We start from the raw sequence: 17,452 nt of genomic DNA, 5'->3' as shown, positions 1-17,452 counted from the left end.
GTCGCCTGAGAACGCTAATTGTCTGCGTTCTCTTAAAAAATTAAAACTCTTTTCGCAGCCAGCTGTTGAGTCGCTTAATCCACGAGCCCACTGAGGCCGTCACGCGTTTTTCTACTTCCGCTTCACCACTGAGATGTGACTCTTTCCCGTAGTGCAGCAGCCCCACCGCCGTTGAATAATACGGCTCCTGGGCATAGTCGGTTAAACCGGTGATGTTCAGCGGCGCGCCAATGCGCACCTGAGTATGGAACACGCGCTGCGCACAGGCCGCCAGACCTTCAATTTGCGCCGCGCCGCCGGTTAACACAATCCCCGCCGCCAGATGATGTTTAACACCCTGCTGGCGGAGCTGTTCCTGCAGCTGCAGGATCTCTTCATTGACCAGGTTAAGCAGCTCGGTATAGCGCGGTTCAATCACCTCTGCCAACGTCTGACGCTGCAGGCTACGCGGAGGACGTCCACCGACGCTCGGTACTTCGACGTTTTCGTCTTTACCGACGATGGAACCCAATGCGCATCCGTGACGAACCTTGATGGCTTCGGCATCGCTCGGCGGCGTACCGAAGGCATAGGCGATATCGCTGGTCACCACGTTACCGGCATACGGGATCACTTTGGTGTGACGCAATGCGCCGCCGGTGTAGACGGCGATATCCATTGTACCACCGCCGATATCCACAACGCAGACGCCCAGCTCACGTTCGTCTTCTGTTAATACCGAATAACTGGCCGCTAACCCGGCGAAAATAAGTTGGTCAACTTTCAGACCACAACGTTCCACTGCTTTAACAATGTTTTTTGCCATATCGTTATGGCAGGTGATCAGATGCACCTTCGCCTGCATACGCACGCCGGACAGCCCTACCGGGTTTTTAATCCCTTCCTGGTAGTCGATAGCATATTCCTGCGGAATCACGTGCAGGACACGATGTTCATCGCGAACGCGAACCGACTTCGCGGTGTGGACCACGTTCTCGACGTCGTCCTGCGTCACTTCTTCTTCCGAAATCGGTACCATCCCGATTTCATTCTGACAGCTTATATGTTTACCCGAAAGTGCCAAATAAACTGATGAAATCTGGCAATCCGCCATCAGTTCGGCCTGGTCAATGGCGCGCTGTACGCATTTCACCACCGACTCGAGGTCGTTCACACCGCCTTTATCCATACCACGCGATGGGCAACTGCCCACGCCGATGATATTGATCATGCCGTCGGGCAGAACTTCCCCTACTAAAGCGGCCACCTTGGCGGTGCCAATCTCCAGTCCAACTACCAGTTTTCTGTCCGTCGCCTTGATCATTGTTGTTCTGCCTGTGCCTGATTCTGTTGTTGATTAGTTTCCTCTGCGGGAGCAGGTACCCAGCCCACTGCCGCACCCGAGTCATAACGCAAATCAACGTAGCTAATCCGTTTGCCGTCGGTCTGCGCCTGCTGCTGAAGAACCGGGTAGAGTTCCATAAAGCGCTGAAGCCGTTTCATGGTATCGCCACGGCCAAGGTTGAGCTTGATGTCATTATTAAGCGTCAACTGCCAGGAGCGACGGGCGGTCATCGCCGCCACTTTCAACGTGAATTTATCCTTTGCCAGCACCTGCCCCATGTCACGATACCCCTGCAGCACTTCGTTCTCGCTGCCTTCGGGACCGTATAACATCGGTAAATTCTGTTTGCTGGTGCGATCCGCCGGCACGCTGAAGGCATTTCCTTCTGCATCCACCATATGTTGATCATTCCAGCGCGCAATCGGCACATATTCAACCAGATGAATCTTCAATTCATCGGGCCACTGCTTTCGGACGCTCGCCTGCTTAATCCACGGCAGACGTTCAATCTGGCTCTGGATGATGTTCACATCCTGAGTCATAAAGGTACCCGGCGAACCCAGCGCCAGGATCGCCTGACGGATGTCATCATTGCGCGTATAGTGACGCTCGCCGGTCACCACCATCTTCGACAGCGGTAAGCGCTGCGCATCTTCCATCCAGCCAAGAACCATCCACCCGCTGACCAGCACGGTAAACAGCACCGCCAGCAGGAAAACGATCCCTGCCAGCCGCGTTCCATTACTCCGACGCGAAGAAGAAGCCTCTTCTTCATGGTTCCGCGTATTCAGCGCAGCCTGCGACATATCACCCCGCCAGGTCCAGAATTCGTACAACAAGCTGGGAGAAGCTCATTCCTGCCTGACGCGCCGCCATTGGCACAAGGCTATGGCTGGTCATGCCCGGGGAAGTATTCGCTTCCAGCAGATAAAACTGGCCATCGCTGTCCAGCATCACGTCAATACGGCCCCAGCCTTTGCAACCCAGAACATTCCAGGCTTTAAGCACCAGGTTCTGAATAGCTGACTCACCCGCGGGATCTTCAAATCCTGGGCAGAAATATTGCGTCTCATCAGAGAGATACTTCGCCTCATAATCATAGAAGGTTCCCGCGGCCTGGATACGTATTGACGGTAAAATTTCTTCACCGACTATGGCGACGGTAAATTCCGGTCCACTGAGCCATTTTTCGACCAAAACTTCATCATCATGCTGAAAAGCCAACGCCAATGCACTTGCTAAATCACAACTTTCGCTGACTTTCGACATCCCGACGCTGGAGCCTTCACGGCTCGGCTTGATGATGACCGGCAGACCCAGCGCCGCAATTTGCTGTTCGACGTCAGTAGACAGCCCGGCGGCAAACTGGGCGCGGGTCAGCGCCACCCACGGCGCGACCGGTAATCCGGCGCCCTGCCACAGCCACTTGCTGCGCAGTTTATCCATTGAAATCGCCGAAGCCATCACGCCGCTGCCGGTATAAGGCAGCTGGATTAACTCCAGCAGCCCCTGCAGAGTGCCATCTTCCCCGCCGCGGCCGTGGAGGGCAATAAACGCTTTCTTAAAGCCCTGCTTTTTTAGCTGGGTAATATCAACATCGCGCGGGTCGACCGGATGGGCGTCCACCCCGCCTTCACGCAGCCCGGCCAGCACCGCCGCGCCTGAATTCAGCGACACTTCACGTTCAGCGGAGGTTCCACCGAAAAGCACCGCGATTTTATCAGCCATGGCGCTCCTCCTCCGTTTTTTGCGGGATCAGTTTGATTTCAGCCAGGTGGCGGGCGATTTTACCGATGTTACCGGCGCCCTGCACCAGTACTAAATCGTTGCCGGTCAGGACTGACGCCAGCATCTCCGCGGCCTGGGCCGAATCGGGCACCAGGATCGGATCCACTTTCCCGCGGCCGCGAATGGTGCGGCACAGCGAGCGGCTGTCGGCACCCGGGATCGGCGCTTCGCCCGCCGGATAGACGTCCAGCATCAGCAGGGCATCCACCTGGGTCAGCACGTTGGCAAAATCATCATACAGATCGCGGGTACGGGTATAACGGTGCGGCTGGAATACCATCACCAGGTTTTTATCCGGCCAGCCGGCGCGCGCTGCTTTAATGGTGGCGTCCACTTCCGTCGGGTGGTGACCGTAATCATCGATCAGCATCGCGCTGCCCGGTTTGCCGTTGACTTCGGCCAGCGGAAACTCGCCAAGAAAATCAAAGCGGCGTCCTGTTCCCTGGAAGCTCTCCAGTGCGCGCAGAATAGCCCGATCGTCAATCCCCTCTTCCGTCGCCACGGCGACGGCCGCCGCCGCGTTCAGCGCGTTATGGCGTCCCGGGGCATTGAGCGTCACCTGCAGGATCGCTTTATCCTGGCGTACCAGGCGGAAATGCCCCTGCGCCCCAACCTGACGATAGTCCTCGACGCGCACGTCGGCGTCCTCGCTAAAACCGTAGGTGGTGATCTGCCGGCCAACGCGCGGCAGCAATTCCCGGATCACCGGATCGTCCACGCACATCACCGCGCGTCCGTAGAACGGCAGGTTGTGCAGGAAGTTGATAAAGGTCTGCTTCAGATTCTCAAAGTCGCCATGGTAGGTATCCATGTGATCGGCTTCGATGTTGGTGACAATGGCCACCATCGGCTGCAGATGCAGAAACGACGCGTCGCTCTCATCCGCTTCCGCGATCAGGTAACGGCTATGGCCAAGACGGGCATGTACGCCCGCCGCTTTTACCAGTCCGCCGTTGACGAAGGTCGGGTCCAGCCCGGCCTCGGCGTAAATGCTGGATACCATCGCGGTGGTGGTGGTTTTGCCGTGGGTCCCGGCAATGGCGATCCCGTGGCGAAAGCGCATCAGCTCCGCCAGCATTTCGGCACGACGGATCACCGGGATACGCGCCTCATGCGCGGCAACGATTTCCGGGTTATCTGCCGAAATCGCGCTGGAAACGACAACCACGCTGGCATCACGCACGTTTTCCGGGCGATGGTTGAAATAAATGGTGGCGCCAAGCTGCGACAGCTGCTGGGTCACCGGATTCGGCGCCAGGTCGGAGCCGCTGATCTGGTAACCTTCGTTAGCCAACACTTCGGCAATACCGCCCATACCGGCACCGCCGATGCCGACAAAGTGAATGTGCCGAACGCGACGCATCTCGGGCACTATGGAACGCAGTTTTGCCAAATCTTGTGTATTCATTCTTTACGCCATCAACTTCTGTATTCGGGCGGTGAAAATCACCGCAATTAGCGCGCCAAAGCTACGGCGCTGACCTCTTCTGCTACCCGCTCGGTAGCGTCCGGAATCGAAGCGCCACGCGCTCGTTCCGCCATATCCAGCAAGGTTTCCCGATCCCAGCTCGCCAGGGTAGAGGCAACCGCCTCTGCCGTGAACTCAGGCTGTTCAAGAATTTTCGCCGCGCCGGCTTTCTCCAGCGGCAGCGCATTCCAGTACTGCTGACGATCTTTGTGCTGGAACGGGACAAACAGCGCTGGTAAACCTGCGGCCGCGATTTCGCTAACCGTCAGCGCGCCGGAACGGCAAACCACAACATCTGCCCAGGCATACGCCGCGGCCATGTCATCAATAAATTCCGTCACTTTATGCTGCGGCTGTCCGGCGGCGGCATAGGCCTGCTGCACGGTTTGCTGGCCGCCTTTGCCGCTTTGATGCCAGATGGTCACCGTAGCGCCGAGCTTCGCCGCCACCTGCGGCATCGTCTGGTTCAGGACGCGCGCGCCCTGAGAGCCACCGACCACCAGCACGCGAATCGGTCCCTGACGGCCAACCAGACGCTGACCTGGCAGCGGTAGCGCCAGTACATCGGTGCGCACCGGGTTCCCAACGACGTCCGCATGCGGGAACGCGCCGGGAAACGCCTGCATCACTTTCTTCGCAATCTTCGCCAGCCACTTGTTAGTCAGGCCGGCAATGCCGTTTTGCTCGTGGAGGACCACCGGGATCCCCAGCGACCACGCCGCCAGACCGCCAGGCCCGGAAACATAGCCGCCCATGCCCAGCACCACGTCCGGCTGGAAACGCTTCATGATCGCCCGCGCCTGACGCCAGGCGTTAAAGATACGCACCGGCGCCAGTAGCTGCGCTTTGATACCTTTGCCACGCAGGCCGGAGATGCGGATAAAATCAATTTCGATGCCGTTTTTCGGCACTAAATCCGCTTCCATACGATCGGCGGTACCCAGCCAGCGAACCTGCCAGCCCTGGTCCATTAAATGGTGCGCGACCGCCAGTCCCGGGAACACATGCCCGCCGGTACCGCCCGCCATCACCATCAACCGCTTTTCCTGACCGCTCATCGCACACCCCGTGTAAACGCCTGGGCTTTTTCCAGACGCGTTTCATAATCAATTCGCAACAACAACATAATGGCCGTCGACATAATCAACAGACTGGAACCACCATAACTGATCAGCGGCAGCGTCAGACCTTTCGTCGGCAGCATCCCCGCCGCCGCGCCGACGTTAACTAACGCCTGGAAGCTAAACCAGATACCAATCGCACAGGCGAGGAAGCCGGAAAAGCGATGATCGATCTCCAGCGCTTTACGGCCAATCGACATGGCGCGGAAAGCGACGAAGAATACCATTAAAAGCGCCAGTACCACACCGATATAACCGAGTTCTTCGCCGATAATGGCGAAGATAAAGTCAGTGTGCGCTTCCGGTAAATACTCCAGTTTTTGCACCGAGTTGCCGAGGCCCTGCCCCCACATCTCGCCGCGGCCGAAAGCCATCAGCGACTGGGTCAGCTGGTAGCCGCTGCCGAACGGGTCTTCNCACGGGTTCCAGAAGGAGGTCACGCGGCGAATACGGTATGGTTCGGCGAGGATCAGCAGGACCACCGCCGAAATACCCATGCCGATAATGGCGATGAACTGCCACAGCTTCGCGCCGGCGAGAAACAGCATCGCCAGCGTGGTGACGAACAGGACCACCACGGTACCGAGGTCAGGCTGCGCCAGCAGCAGGATGGCCAGTACGAAAATCACGCCCATCGGTTTTAAGAAGCCGCGCAGGTTGTTACGCACTTCGTCGGCTTTACGCACCAGATAGTTGGCGATGTAGCAGAACAGCGACAGCTTGGTGAACTCCGCCGGCTGAATACGCAGCGGACCAAGGGCTATCCAGCGCGATGCGCCGTTTACCGAGCTGCCTACTACCAGTACGATCAGCAGCATGACGATCGAGGCGATCAGCATCGCGGTACTGTGGCGCTGCCAGAAATCCATCGGCAGACGTAGCGTAATCATCGCCAGCGCGAAGGCCAGTACAATGTACAGGCCGTCACGCTTGGCGAAGAGGAAAGGATCGTTCGCCAGGCGCTGTCCGACCGGCATCGACGCCGAGGTCACCATAATAAAGCCGATCGCCGCCAGGCCGAAGGTCAGCCATAGCAGCATCCGGTCATACATCACCAGACTGTCGTTATCTTTCGGGCGCGAGCCCATCACCCAGCCTTTCAGCGCAGCGAATAGCCAGGCGAAAATAAACATCCCCGGCAGTCGCGGCAGTCTCAGCCGAGGCAGGCTCAGCTGCGGCATTCTCAGGCGTGGGAGAGAGAAACGCATCAACCTAACTCCTTCGCCAGACGGGCAAACATCTCGCCCCGTTGTTCAAAGTTCTTAAACTGATCCAGGCTAGCGCAGGCCGGCGACAGGAGCACCATGTCCCCCGCTTTCACCAGGGGAGCAATCTGACGCATCGCCTGTTCCATAGTCTCAGTTTGTACCGCCACCTCAGGACGCAGCTCAGCGAGCTCGGCGCCATCGCGACCAAAGCAGTACAGGCGAATACGATCGCCGCCGAGGTAGCGCTTCAGCGGGGTGAAATCAGCGGACTTGCCGTCGCCGCCCAGCAGCAGATAGAGCGTGCCGTCCAGCTGCAGGCCGTTCAGCGCCGCCTCGGTGCTGCCGACGTTGGTCGCCTTCGAGTCGTTAATCCAGCGTACGCCGTTGTGATCCAGCACCAGCTGGAAACGGTGCGCCAGACCGGTAAAGGTGGTCAGCGCCTTCAGGCTGCTGGCCCGCGGCAGACCCGCGGCATCGGCCAGCGCCAGCGCCGCCAGGGCGTTGCTGTAGTTATGCTGACCGGTGAGAGGCATCTCTTTCACATTGAGGACTTTCTCACCTTTAACGCGCAGCCAGGTTTCGCCCTGCTGGCGGTTAAGGTGGTAGTCACCGACATCGACGCCAAAGCTAATGCAGCGTTCGTCCGCCCCGCGTACCGGCATGGTGAGCGCATCGTCCGCGTTCACCACGCAGGTCTTCGCATTCTCGTAAATCCGCAGCTTCGCCGCGCGATACTGCTGCAGCCCCAGCGGGTAGCGGTCCATATGGTCCTCAGTCACGTTGAGGATGGTTGCCGCCACCGCCTGCAGGCTGGAGGTGGTTTCCAGCTGGAAGCTGGAGAGCTCCAGCACATACAGCTCTCGATCGGTGTCCAGCAACATCAGCGCCGGCAGGCCGATATTGCCNCCCACGCCGACGTTAACTCCAGCGGCTTTCGCCATCTCGCCCACCAGGGTAGTAACAGTGCTTTTGCCGTTAGAACCGGTAATGGCGATAATCGGCGCCTGCGCTTCGCGGCAGAACAGTTCGATATCGCCAACGATCTCTACGCCAGCGTCGGCCGCTGCGCTGAGCGAAGGATGGGCCAGCGCAATCCCCGGACTGGCGACAATCAGGTCCGCCGCCAGCAGCCAGGTATCATTGAGTCCGCCGACATGGCATTCGACCGATTCGGGTAATTTATCCAGCCCCGGAGGCGCGACGCGGGTGTCCATCACGCGCGGGGTTACGCCGCGCGCCATGAAAAAGTCCACGCATGACAGGCCGGTCATGCCCAGCCCAATAATGACGACTTTTTTACCCTGATAATCTGCCATGATTAACGTACCTTCAGCGTCGCCAGGCCAATCAGCACCAGCATCAGCGAAATAATCCAGAAGCGCACGATAACGCGCGGCTCCGGCCAGCCTTTCAGTTCATAGTGGTGGTGGATCGGCGCCATGCGGAAGATGCGCTGACCGCGCAGCTTAAAGGAGCCGACCTGCAGAATAACCGACAGCGTTTCCACCACGAAAACCCCGCCCATGATCACCAGCAGGAACTCCTGACGCAGCAGCACGGCGATAATGCCCAACGCGCCGCCGAGCGCCAGTGAACCGACGTCGCCCATAAAGACTTGCGCCGGGTAGGTGTTGAACCACAGGAAGCCCAGCCCCGCCCCGACAATCGCCGTACAGACGATCACCAGCTCGCCGGCGTGGCGCAGATACGGGATATGCAGGTAGTTGGCGAAATTCATGTTGCCGGTGGCCCATGCCACCAGCGCAAAGCCTGCCGCGACGAAAACGGTCGGCATAATCGCCAGGCCGTCGAGGCCGTCGGTCAGGTTGACGGCGTTGCCGGTACCGACGATAACGAAGTAGGCCAGCAAGATATAGAACAGCCCCAGCTGCGGCATTACGTCTTTAAAGAACGGCACCACCAGCTCGGTTGCCGGGGTATCTTTCCCCGCCAGATACAGCGCGAAGGCCACGCCCAGGGCGATCACCGACATCCAGAAATACTTCCAGCGGGCGATCAGGCCTTTGGTATCTTTGCGCACGACTTTACGGTAATCATCAACGAAACCGATGATGCCGTAGCCGATTAATACCGTCAGTACGCACCAGACGTACGGGTTAGATGGATAGGCCCACAGCAGAACGGAAACGGTGATCGCGGTGAGGATCATGATCCCGCCCATGGTCGGAGTACCGCGTTTACTGAAATGAGACTCCGGGCCGTCGTTACGTACGACCTGGCCAAAGGCGAGTTTTTGCAGACGGGCGATCATGCGCGGGCCCATCCACAACGAGATGAACAGCGCGGTCAGCAGGCTGACGATGGCGCGAAACGTCAGATATGAAAAGACGTTAAAGCCGGAATAATATTTGACCAAGTGTTCGGCCAGCCATACTAACATGTCCCAGTCTCCTGTAATGCGCGTACTACCTCTTCCATGGCGGCACTACGTGAACCCTTCACTAAAATGGTCATTATTTTGTGCTCCGCCAGCAGCTCGCGCAGGCGAGCCACCACGGCGGCTTTATCGTTAAAATGTTCGCCCACGCCGCTGGCGCGGCTGATATCCGCGCTCAAGGCGCCGACGCTGAGGACGCAATCCAGACCCGCCGCTTTCGCCGCTTCGCCGACTTCGCGATGGCAGGCCGCGCTCTCCGCGCCAAGCTCTGCCATATCGCCGACCACCATCGTGCGAAAGCCGGGCATCTCTGACAGCACCTGCACCGCCGCGGTCATCGAACCAACGTTAGCGTTATAGGAATCATCCAGCAGCAGCTGGCTCTCGGTCAGCCGGATCGGGAACAGACGTCCCGGAACGGCCTGCAGCTGCGCCAGTCCGGCTTTCACCGCCGCCAAATCGGCGTCTACCGCCATCGCCAGCGAAGTGGCGGCCAGCGCATTAGCGATGTTGTGGCGTCCCGGCAGCGGCAGCAGTACGTCAACGTTGCCGGTTGGGGTCTGCAGCGTAAATTCGGTGCCGTGGCTGGTGATCTGCACATTGGTCGCCGTGAAATCGCTGTTCGCCGCGTTCGGCGAGAAGCGCCACACTTTGCGATCGCCAATCACCGCCTGCCAGTTCAGCCAGTCGTTATTGTCGGCATTGAGGATGGCGATGCCATTTTCCGGCAGACCGGTATAGATTTCGCCCTTCGCCTTCGCCACGCCCGCCAGCGAACCGAAACCTTCCAGGTGCGCCGCAGCAAGGTTGTTGACCAGCGCCGCTTCCGGACGCGTCAGGCTGACGGTCCAGGCGATTTCGCCCTGGTGGTTGGCGCCGAGTTCGATCACCGCGTACTGATGCTCTTTGGTCAGCCGCAGCAGCGTCATCGGGACGCCGATATCGTTGTTCAGGTTGCCGGCGGTATACAGTGTGTTGCCGCACTGGCTGAGGATCGCCGCGGTCATCTCTTTAACCGAGGTTTTACCGGACGAGCCGGTCAGGGCGACGACGCGAGTCGGCACCTGCTGACGCACCCAGGCGGCTAACTCACCGAAAGCCTGCCGGGTATCGTTCACAATCACCTGCGGGAGATCGCAGGCCAGCGGACGACTCACCAGCAGCGCGCCGGCGCCCGCCGCTTTCGCCTGTTCGGCAAAATCATGGGCGTCGAAACGCTCCCCTTTCAGCGCCACAAACAGGCAGCCCGCCGTCACTTTACGGGTATCGGTGATCACCTCGTCGATAGCGACATCGCTACCCTGCCGTTCGCCATGGGCGATCGCGGCAAGTTGACTTAACGTAAAGCGAATCATGCTACCGCTCCCAGCAGACGCGCGACGGTCACGCGGTCGGAATAATCCAGACGGCGGTTGCCGACGATCTGGTAATCTTCATGGCCTTTACCCGCCACCAGCACCACGTCGTTCTCTTTCGCCTGCATCACGGCGTTGGTCACCGCTTCCGCGCGGCCTTCCATCACCTTCGCCTGACCTGCATCGAGCATGCCGGCCAGAATATCGTTGATAATCGCCCGCGGCTCTTCGGTGCGCGGGTTATCGTCAGTCACGACCACGATGTCGGCAAACTCTTCCGCGATAGCGCCCATCAACGGACGTTTACCTTTGTCGCGGTCGCCGCCGCAGCCGAAGACGCACCACAGCTTGCCGCTGCAGTGCAGGCGTGCCGCCTGCAGCGCTTTTTCCAGCGCGTCAGGCGTATGGGCATAATCTACCACCACGGCAGGTTTACCCGGCGCGCTGAACACTTCCATACGGCCGCACACCGGCTGTAAACGCGCTGCGGTCTTCAGCAGATCGGCCAGCGGATAGCCCAGCGCCAGCAGCGTGGCCAGCGCCAGCAGCAGGTTGCTGACGTTAAATGCGCCCATCAGGCGGCTTTCGATTTCGCCCTTGCCCCAGCTGGAGTCAAACTGGATGGTCGCCCCGCTGTCGTGATAGTTCACCGCGGTGGCCTTTAGCCAGCGGCCGTGGCAATTCGGGTTGATATGATCTTCCATCGATACCGCCACCGCGTCCGGCAGTTTTGCCAGCCAGCGACGACCGACTTCATCGTCAGCATTGACGATGGCCTGACCGCAATGATGGGTGGAGTACAGCAGCCATTTCGCCGCTTCGTAGTGCTCCATGTCGCCATGGTAGTCGAGATGATCGCGGCTGAGATTGGTAAACACCGAGGCGGCAAACTGCAGGGCCGCTACGCGGTGCTGTACCAGACCGTGGGAGGAGACTTCCATCGCGCCGAAGGTAGCCCCCTGCCCGACCAGACTGGAGAGCACATGTTGAACGTCCACCGCGGAACCGGTGGTGTTTTCAGTTGGAACGACTTTATCCAGCAGACCGTTACCGACGGTCCCCATCACCGCGCTGGTTTCGCCGAGCAGCTTTGCCCACTGCGCCAGCAGCTGAGTGGTGGTGGTTTTCCCGTTGGTGCCGGTGACGCCCACCAGACGCAGCTGCTGCGACGGCTGATGATAAAAACGCCCGGCCAGCGCCGATAAGCGTTCGTTAAGCTGGCTCAGGTAGATAACCGGCACGCCGTGCATTTCACGGATCTCACCGTCTTTAGCTTCGCCCTGCGCTTCAGCAATAATGGCAGCCACACCTTGCGCTATCGCCTGCGGGATATAACGACGCCCGTCCGCCTGATGACCCTGTACCGCGATAAAGAGATCGCCGGAAGCAGCCACCCGGCTGTCCAGCGTCATCTCTCGCAGAATGCGCTCCGGTGCGTTTGGCACCCATGGAGCGAGTAGGTCGCGCAAATTACGATCTGCCACCTGTTCCCTCGCCTTGATTAATTACAAATTCACTTTTTTCGCCCGTTGCCAGCGCATCCGGCTCGATGTTCATGGTGCGCAATACGCCGCCCATGATGGCACCGAAGACCGGCGCGGAAACGGCGCCACCGTAGTATTTACCTGCCTGCGGGTCGTTGATCACCACCACCAGCGCGAAGCGCGGATGGCTGGCGGGCGCAACGCCTGCGGTGTAAGCAATATATTTGTTGATATAGCGGCCATCCGGCCCCACTTTTTTCGCCGTACCGGTTTTAATCGCGATGCGATAGCCTTTGATCGCCGCTTTCACACCGCCGCCGCCGGGCAGCGCCACGCTTTCCATCATATGAACGACGGTACGAACGAGTGATTCCGGGAAGACGCGCTCGCCCGGAACCGGAGGATCAACCTTGGTAATCGACAACGGGCGATAGATGCCATAGCTGCCAATCGTTGCGTAGACTCGCGCTAACTGTAACGGGGTTACCATTAGCCCATAGCCGAAAGAAAAGGTGGCCCTCTCTATGTCAGACCACCGTTGTTTTTGAGGATATAAGCCACTGCGTTCTCCGACCAACCCCAAATTGGTCGCCTTTCCAAGCCCAAAACGTGAGTAAGTATCTACTAACGCTGAGGACGGCATCGCTAACGCCAGCTTAGAAACACCGACGTTACTCGACTTCTGTAGCACCCCGGTCAGGGTCAATTCGCTGTAGCGCGCCACGTCTTTGATTTCGTGGCCGTTAATTCGATAAGGCACGGTATTGAGCACGGTATTTTCGTTGACGATACCGCGCTGCAGCGCCGTCATGACCACCATCGGTTTCACCGTCGAACCCGGCTCAAACACGTCGGTAATCGCACGGTTACGCATGGTGTCTTTTGCCGTACCGGCGAAGTTGTTCGGGTTATAGGATGGGCTGTTGGCCATCGCCAGCACTTCACCGGTGTTAACATCTACTAACACGGCGCTGCCCGACTCGGCTTTGTTAAAGGCCACGGCGTTGTTTAGCTCGCGATAGACCAGCGCCTGCAGGCGTTCGTCGATACTCAGCGCCAGGTTGTGCGCTGCCTGGCTATCGGTAGAAGAGATGTCTTCAATTACCCGGCCATAGCGGTCTTTACGTACGATACGCTCGCCCGGCTGACCGGTAAGCCATTTATCAAAGCTTTTCTCAACCCCTTCAATCCCCTGACTATCGACGTTGGTAAAGCCGATGAGGTGAGCGGTTACTTCCCCGGAAGGGTAGTAACGACGGGATTCTTCGCGCAGATGAATGCCCGGCAGCTTCAGCTTCTTGATGTAATCGGCCATGTCAGGATTAACCTGACGCGCCAGATAGATAAACCGCATCCGCGGATTGGTATTGATGCGCGTCGCCAGCTGATCCAGCGGCATATTGAGGGCATCCGCCAGCGCCTTCCAGCGTGTATCCAGGGTAACCCCGCCGGCGTCATGGAGCTCTTTCGGGTCGGCCCAGATAGCCTTCACCGGCACGCTGACCGCCAGCGGACGTCCGGAGCGATCGGTTATCATCCCGCGCGCGGTGGACACTTCCTGTACGCGCAGAGAACGCATATCGCCCTGGCGCACCAGCATATCGGGGCTGATCACCTGTAGCCAGGCGACGCGACCCAGCAGAAAAGCCAGCGCCAGCAGAATACAGCCGCACAGCAACGCAAAACGCCAACTGATAAAGTTGGCCTGTTCTTCCTGACGTTTTGCTTTAGGCGTTTTTGGCGCTGCTTTCATCCGTCGCAATAATCCTTATTTCTGTACAACGATATTTTCTTGTGATGGATCGACGTGTTGCATCTGTAACTTCTCGGTCGCGATCCGCTCAACCCGACTGTGATCGCCGAGCGCGTTCTCTTCGAGGATCAGGTTGCGCCACTCAATATCCAGGGCGTCGCGCTCCAGAACCAGCTGTTCACGCTGCGCGGTCAACAGGCGCGTGTGATGCGCAGTGGTGACCACGGTAATCGCCGTAATAATGATGCAAATGAACAGGCAGAGTGGCAGTTTCCCAAACCGCAGAAGGTCGTCCCCGATCACGCCAGGCAAAGCATGGCGCTCGTTGCTTCCAATCGACCCTTTAACCTTGCTTAAGGCCTCTGTCACTCTGCCGATCATGCGTTCGTCCTCTCTGCGATACGCAGCACTGAACTACGGGCGCGTGGATTCTCTGCCACCTCTTCTTCGCCCGGCATCAACTTGCCTAGTGCTCGCAACTCACGGCCGCCCAGTTTTTTGAGCTGCGCTTCGGTCATCGGTATTCCCGCCGGAACCTGCGGACCGCGGCTTTGCTCACGCATAAAGCGCTTCACAATGCGGTCTTCCAGCGAATGAAAACTAATGATCGACAGCCGCCCGCCCGGGGCCAGCACGCTGAGCGAGCTTTTTAGCGCCTGCTCTATCTCCTCCAGTTCACTGTTTACCCATATGCGCACCGCCTGGAAGGTACGGGTCGCGGGATGTTTGTGCTTATCTTTTACCGGCATCGCCGCGGCGATGACTTCCGCCAGCTCTTTGGTGCGGGTCATCGGCTGAATGCGATTACGTTCGACGATCGCGCGGGCGATACGTTTGCCGAAACGCTCTTCGCCAAAGGTTTTAATCACCCAGGCGATATCGTCTTCTTCAGCCGTCTGCAGCCATTCGGCTGCGGACTGACCGCGCGTCGGATCCATGCGCATATCCAGCGGCCCGTCACGCATAAAGGAAAAGCCGCGTTCCGCATCGTCAAGCTGCGGGGAAGAGACGCCGAGATCGAGCAGAATGCCGTCGATCTTACCGGTAAGATTGCGCTCGCCGACGTACTCAGCGAGTTGTGAAAAGGGACCATGTACGATGGAAAAGCGGGGGTCATCGATGGTTTGCGCGACGGCAATCGCCTGCGGGTCGCGATCGATAGCCAGCAAGCGTCCTTCCGCACCCAGCCGGGAGAGGATCAGGCGCGAGTGACCGCCGCGGCCAAAAGTACCATCAATATAGATACCGTCTGGACGAATATTGAGGCCGTTGACGGCTTCATCCAGAAGTACCGTAGTATGTTTATAATTTTCCATCATTTTTATAAGGACAAATCCTGCAGGCGCTCCGACAGTTCACCGGTCGCGGACTGCTCAGCGTCGATATCTTCCTTGACCCGTTGATACCAGGTCGTTTCATCCCACAGTTCAAATTTATTAAACTGCCCGACCAGCATCACTTCTTTTGTCAGCCCGGCATGCTGCCGTAACACCGGCGCAATCAGCAAGCGGCCGGCATTATCCATCTGACATTCGCTGGCATGACCCAAAAGCAAACGCTGTACGCGCCGCTCAACGGGATTCATGCTCGATAAACGCGACAATTTCTGCTCGATGACTTCCCATTCAGGCAATGGATAAAGCAGCAGGCACGGGTGATGGATGTCAATGGTGCATACCAATTGACCGGCAGCGTCCTCGATCAGCCCTTCGCGATAGCGCGTTGGCACGGCCAGGCGGCCTTTGCTGTCGAGATTGACTAACGTTGCTCCACGGAACATGCCAGCCTCACCCCTTTTCGCCACTTTACCCCACAAATTCCCACCAGAAGGAGTTTACGGAGCGGAGGAAAAGCTTGTCAAGCCAGCACGGATGCCAACGGAGCTCAAAAACCCATTATTTACAGCCGACATTAGCCCTGATGAAAAAATCATCAACAGGCGAGGCAAATTAACGTTATGAATACGTGTAAGAAAATAACCAACAAACTCGTAACAGTTATAAACAACAGAATATCTTCGGCGGGAAAATATAAAGTGTCAGTTTGCGACGCGAGCGGCATTTTAGGCCATTATGCCGGCCGTTAACAGTACCTGTTGCTGGCAGAGGGACTGGCCAGGCGCGGGATATGACGGGGAAGAAAGCGTGGCGCGTACAAAATGAGTGTTAATTCAGCAATTAACCTGATGAATGTAACAAAATAATACAATTAAAGTCCGCGCAGTCATTTTTTCTACCTCATTTGGAGTCACAAAACGATGGTCAGTGAATAAAATAAAATAACGCGTAAAGAAGTTTAGGGATTTGTCTGAAATATATTCAGTTTTGCATTTTGCACGTCAATTGCCTGATTTATCGCCAGCGGCCTGCTTACGGTCAGGCCTGCCAGGTTTATACCTGGGCGCTGGCGATATGGCGCCCTTAGCGGCGATTCAGGCTACCGCGACGATAGAGATTACGGCGAATGCGGCTAAGACCCGGCTTCGGCTTGCGAGGTTCGTCGAGGCTGGCGAGGACGATCTCCAGCACCCGTTCAGCGACATCGCGATGACGCTGGGCCACGGCCAGTACCGGACACTGCAGAAAATCGAGCAGCTCATTATCACCGAAGGTGGCGATCGCCAGCTCGGAGGGCAGTTTACCCTCGCGACGCAAGGTCACATCCATTACGCCCTGCAGCAGCGGGAAAGAGGTGGTAAACAGCGCCTGTGGCATCGGATGGGTTTCAAGCCATTTCTCAAACAGCTGGGCCGCCGCTTCGCGCTCATAGCTGTTGGCATAGAGATAATGCACCTCACGCGGATCGTCCTGCCAGGCTTTACGGAAGCCCTGTTCACGCAGGAAGCTCACCGACAGCTCCGGCAGCGCGCCGAGATAGAGCACCGTTTCGCCAGGAAACGTCCGCAGCTCAGCTGCGAGCATCTCGGCGTCATCCTGGTCAGCGCCAACCACGCTGGTGAAGTGCTCGCGATCGAGGGCGCGGTCGAGGGCGACAATCGGAAACGGGTCGTTAGCCCAGCGCTGATAAAATGGATGCTCCGGCGGCAGCGAAGTAGAGACAATGATAGCGTCCACCTGGCGCTGCAGCAGATGCTCAATGCAGCGCATCTCGTTATCGGGCTGATCCTCCGAGCAGGCAATCAGTAGCTGATAGCCGCGCTGACGCGCCTGACGTTCGAGATAATTTGCAATCCGGGTATAGCTGGTGTTTTCCAGATCCGGGATCACCAGACCGATAGAGCGTGTGCGTCCTGCACGCAGGCCAGCAGCGACCGCATTTGGGTGATAGTTGTGCTCTCGCACCACAGCCATCACTTTTTCGACCGTTTTATCGCTTACGCGGTACTGCTTCGCTTTGCCATTAATCACATAGCTCGCGGTGGTTCTTGAAACACCGGCCAGCCGGGCGATTTCATCCAGTTTCACAATTGCCCCTTGGGTAAGAAGTGCCAAACATAACCATTATTCAGGTATGGAATCCTTTTTATAACATCTAAGCGCAGAATAGTTAGCGCAGCAACCGCTTTCGCTTACAGTTCCTACTGATTTCGCAA

General features: G+C 57.9%; 15 protein-coding genes. All 15 read right to left on the bottom strand.

Translation table 11 applies throughout. The features are described from left to right. Positions 1-40 precede the first annotated feature (40 nt). The 15 genes from ftsA to cra all read right to left on the bottom strand — a co-directional run bounded on the left by ftsA (position 41) and on the right by cra (position 17,324). Positions 41-1,303 carry a cell division protein FtsA gene (ftsA, locus tag VZP09_RS00510; RefSeq protein ID WP_002888625.1) on the bottom strand — a complete coding sequence of 421 codons (1,263 nt, stop codon included), beginning with the start codon at positions 1,301-1,303 and terminating at the stop codon, positions 41-43. Further along, positions 1,300-2,130 carry a cell division protein FtsQ gene (ftsQ, locus tag VZP09_RS00505; RefSeq protein WP_002888624.1) on the bottom strand — a complete coding sequence of 277 codons (831 nt, stop codon included), beginning with the start codon at positions 2,128-2,130 and terminating at the stop codon, positions 1,300-1,302. Before ftsQ ends, ftsA begins: the two co-directional genes overlap by 4 nt. A gap of 1 nt (position 2,131) precedes the next feature. Continuing rightward, positions 2,132-3,052 carry a D-alanine--D-alanine ligase gene (locus VZP09_RS00500; RefSeq protein ID WP_060612578.1) on the bottom strand — a complete coding sequence of 307 codons (921 nt, stop codon included), beginning with the start codon at positions 3,050-3,052 and terminating at the stop codon, positions 2,132-2,134. Further along, on the bottom strand, positions 3,045-4,520 hold the full coding sequence (murC, locus tag VZP09_RS00495) for a UDP-N-acetylmuramate--L-alanine ligase (protein WP_016529359.1): 1,476 nt from the start codon (positions 4,518-4,520) through the stop codon (positions 3,045-3,047). Before murC ends, VZP09_RS00500 begins: the two co-directional genes overlap by 8 nt. Before the next feature lie 47 nt (positions 4,521-4,567). Next, complete coding sequence (murG, locus tag VZP09_RS00490) at positions 4,568-5,638, bottom strand: undecaprenyldiphospho-muramoylpentapeptide beta-N-acetylglucosaminyltransferase (RefSeq protein ID WP_032414515.1); 1,071 nt, start codon at positions 5,636-5,638, stop codon at positions 4,568-4,570. Continuing rightward, the gene (gene ftsW, locus VZP09_RS00485) at positions 5,635-6,909 is read right to left on the bottom strand and encodes a cell division protein FtsW (RefSeq protein WP_328794822.1); all 1,275 of its coding nucleotides are present in this window, start codon (positions 6,907-6,909) and stop codon (positions 5,635-5,637) included. Before ftsW ends, murG begins: the two co-directional genes overlap by 4 nt. Continuing rightward, entirely contained in the window at positions 6,909-8,225 is a 1,317-nt protein-coding gene (gene murD, locus VZP09_RS00480) for a UDP-N-acetylmuramoyl-L-alanine--D-glutamate ligase (protein WP_004151364.1), read from the bottom strand. The genes ftsW and murD overlap by 1 nt, the downstream gene beginning before the upstream one ends. A 2-nt stretch (positions 8,226-8,227) precedes the next feature. Continuing rightward, the gene (mraY, locus tag VZP09_RS00475) at positions 8,228-9,310 is read right to left on the bottom strand and encodes a phospho-N-acetylmuramoyl-pentapeptide-transferase (RefSeq protein WP_002888562.1); all 1,083 of its coding nucleotides are present in this window, start codon (positions 9,308-9,310) and stop codon (positions 8,228-8,230) included. After that, positions 9,304-10,662 (bottom strand): UDP-N-acetylmuramoyl-tripeptide--D-alanyl-D-alanine ligase, encoded by a 1,359-nt coding sequence (gene murF / locus VZP09_RS00470; protein ID WP_328794821.1) that lies wholly within the window; start codon positions 10,660-10,662, stop codon positions 9,304-9,306. Before murF ends, mraY begins: the two co-directional genes overlap by 7 nt. Further along, complete coding sequence (murE, locus tag VZP09_RS00465; protein WP_004182923.1) at positions 10,659-12,146, bottom strand: UDP-N-acetylmuramoyl-L-alanyl-D-glutamate--2,6-diaminopimelate ligase; 1,488 nt, start codon at positions 12,144-12,146, stop codon at positions 10,659-10,661. The genes murF and murE overlap by 4 nt, the downstream gene beginning before the upstream one ends. Further along, complete coding sequence (locus tag VZP09_RS00460) at positions 12,133-13,899, bottom strand: peptidoglycan glycosyltransferase FtsI (protein WP_002888559.1); 1,767 nt, start codon at positions 13,897-13,899, stop codon at positions 12,133-12,135. Before VZP09_RS00460 ends, murE begins: the two co-directional genes overlap by 14 nt. Before the next feature lie 15 nt (positions 13,900-13,914). Continuing rightward, the gene (ftsL, locus tag VZP09_RS00455; RefSeq protein WP_002888550.1) at positions 13,915-14,280 is read right to left on the bottom strand and encodes a cell division protein FtsL; all 366 of its coding nucleotides are present in this window, start codon (positions 14,278-14,280) and stop codon (positions 13,915-13,917) included. Then, a complete protein-coding gene (gene rsmH / locus VZP09_RS00450) occupies positions 14,277-15,218 on the bottom strand; it encodes a 16S rRNA (cytosine(1402)-N(4))-methyltransferase RsmH (RefSeq protein ID WP_002888547.1) in 942 nt (313 codons plus the stop codon). The genes ftsL and rsmH overlap by 4 nt, the downstream gene beginning before the upstream one ends. A gap of 2 nt (positions 15,219-15,220) precedes the next feature. Further along, entirely contained in the window at positions 15,221-15,679 is a 459-nt protein-coding gene (gene mraZ / locus VZP09_RS00445) for a division/cell wall cluster transcriptional repressor MraZ (protein ID WP_002888541.1), read from the bottom strand. A 640-nt stretch (positions 15,680-16,319) separates the two neighbouring features. Next, positions 16,320-17,324 (bottom strand): catabolite repressor/activator, encoded by a 1,005-nt coding sequence (gene cra, locus VZP09_RS00440; RefSeq protein WP_004145952.1) that lies wholly within the window; start codon positions 17,322-17,324, stop codon positions 16,320-16,322. Positions 17,325-17,452: the final 128 nt, after the last annotated feature.

This window comes from Klebsiella sp. EMBS2024, from assembly GCF_036233805.1.
GTDB lineage: Bacteria > Pseudomonadota > Gammaproteobacteria > Enterobacterales > Enterobacteriaceae > Klebsiella > Klebsiella pneumoniae.
This window is presented reverse-complemented; position numbering and strand designations above follow the sequence as displayed.

What these genes read in the sequence shown, in the direction of transcription:
- ftsA (WP_002888625.1), bottom strand. Translation starts at nt 1,303, where the DNA reads ATGATCAAGGCGACGGACAGAAAACTGGTAGTTGGACTGGAGATTGGC.
- ftsQ (WP_002888624.1), bottom strand. Translation starts at nt 2,130, where the DNA reads ATGTCGCAGGCTGCGCTGAATACGCGGAACCATGAAGAAGAGGCTTCT.
- VZP09_RS00500 (WP_060612578.1), bottom strand. Translation starts at nt 3,052, where the DNA reads ATGGCTGATAAAATCGCGGTGCTTTTCGGTGGAACCTCCGCTGAACGT.
- murC (WP_016529359.1), bottom strand. Translation starts at nt 4,520, where the DNA reads ATGAATACACAAGATTTGGCAAAACTGCGTTCCATAGTGCCCGAGATG.
- murG (WP_032414515.1), bottom strand. Translation starts at nt 5,638, where the DNA reads ATGAGCGGTCAGGAAAAGCGGTTGATGGTGATGGCGGGCGGTACCGGC.
- mraY (WP_002888562.1), bottom strand. Translation starts at nt 9,310, where the DNA reads ATGTTAGTATGGCTGGCCGAACACTTGGTCAAATATTATTCCGGCTTT.
- murF (WP_328794821.1), bottom strand. Translation starts at nt 10,662, where the DNA reads ATGATTCGCTTTACGTTAAGTCAACTTGCCGCGATCGCCCATGGCGAA.
- VZP09_RS00460 (WP_002888559.1), bottom strand. Translation starts at nt 13,899, where the DNA reads ATGAAAGCAGCGCCAAAAACGCCTAAAGCAAAACGTCAGGAAGAACAG.
- ftsL (WP_002888550.1), bottom strand. Translation starts at nt 14,280, where the DNA reads ATGATCGGCAGAGTGACAGAGGCCTTAAGCAAGGTTAAAGGGTCGATT.
- rsmH (WP_002888547.1), bottom strand. Translation starts at nt 15,218, where the DNA reads ATGATGGAAAATTATAAACATACTACGGTACTTCTGGATGAAGCCGTC.
- mraZ (WP_002888541.1), bottom strand. Translation starts at nt 15,679, where the DNA reads ATGTTCCGTGGAGCAACGTTAGTCAATCTCGACAGCAAAGGCCGCCTG.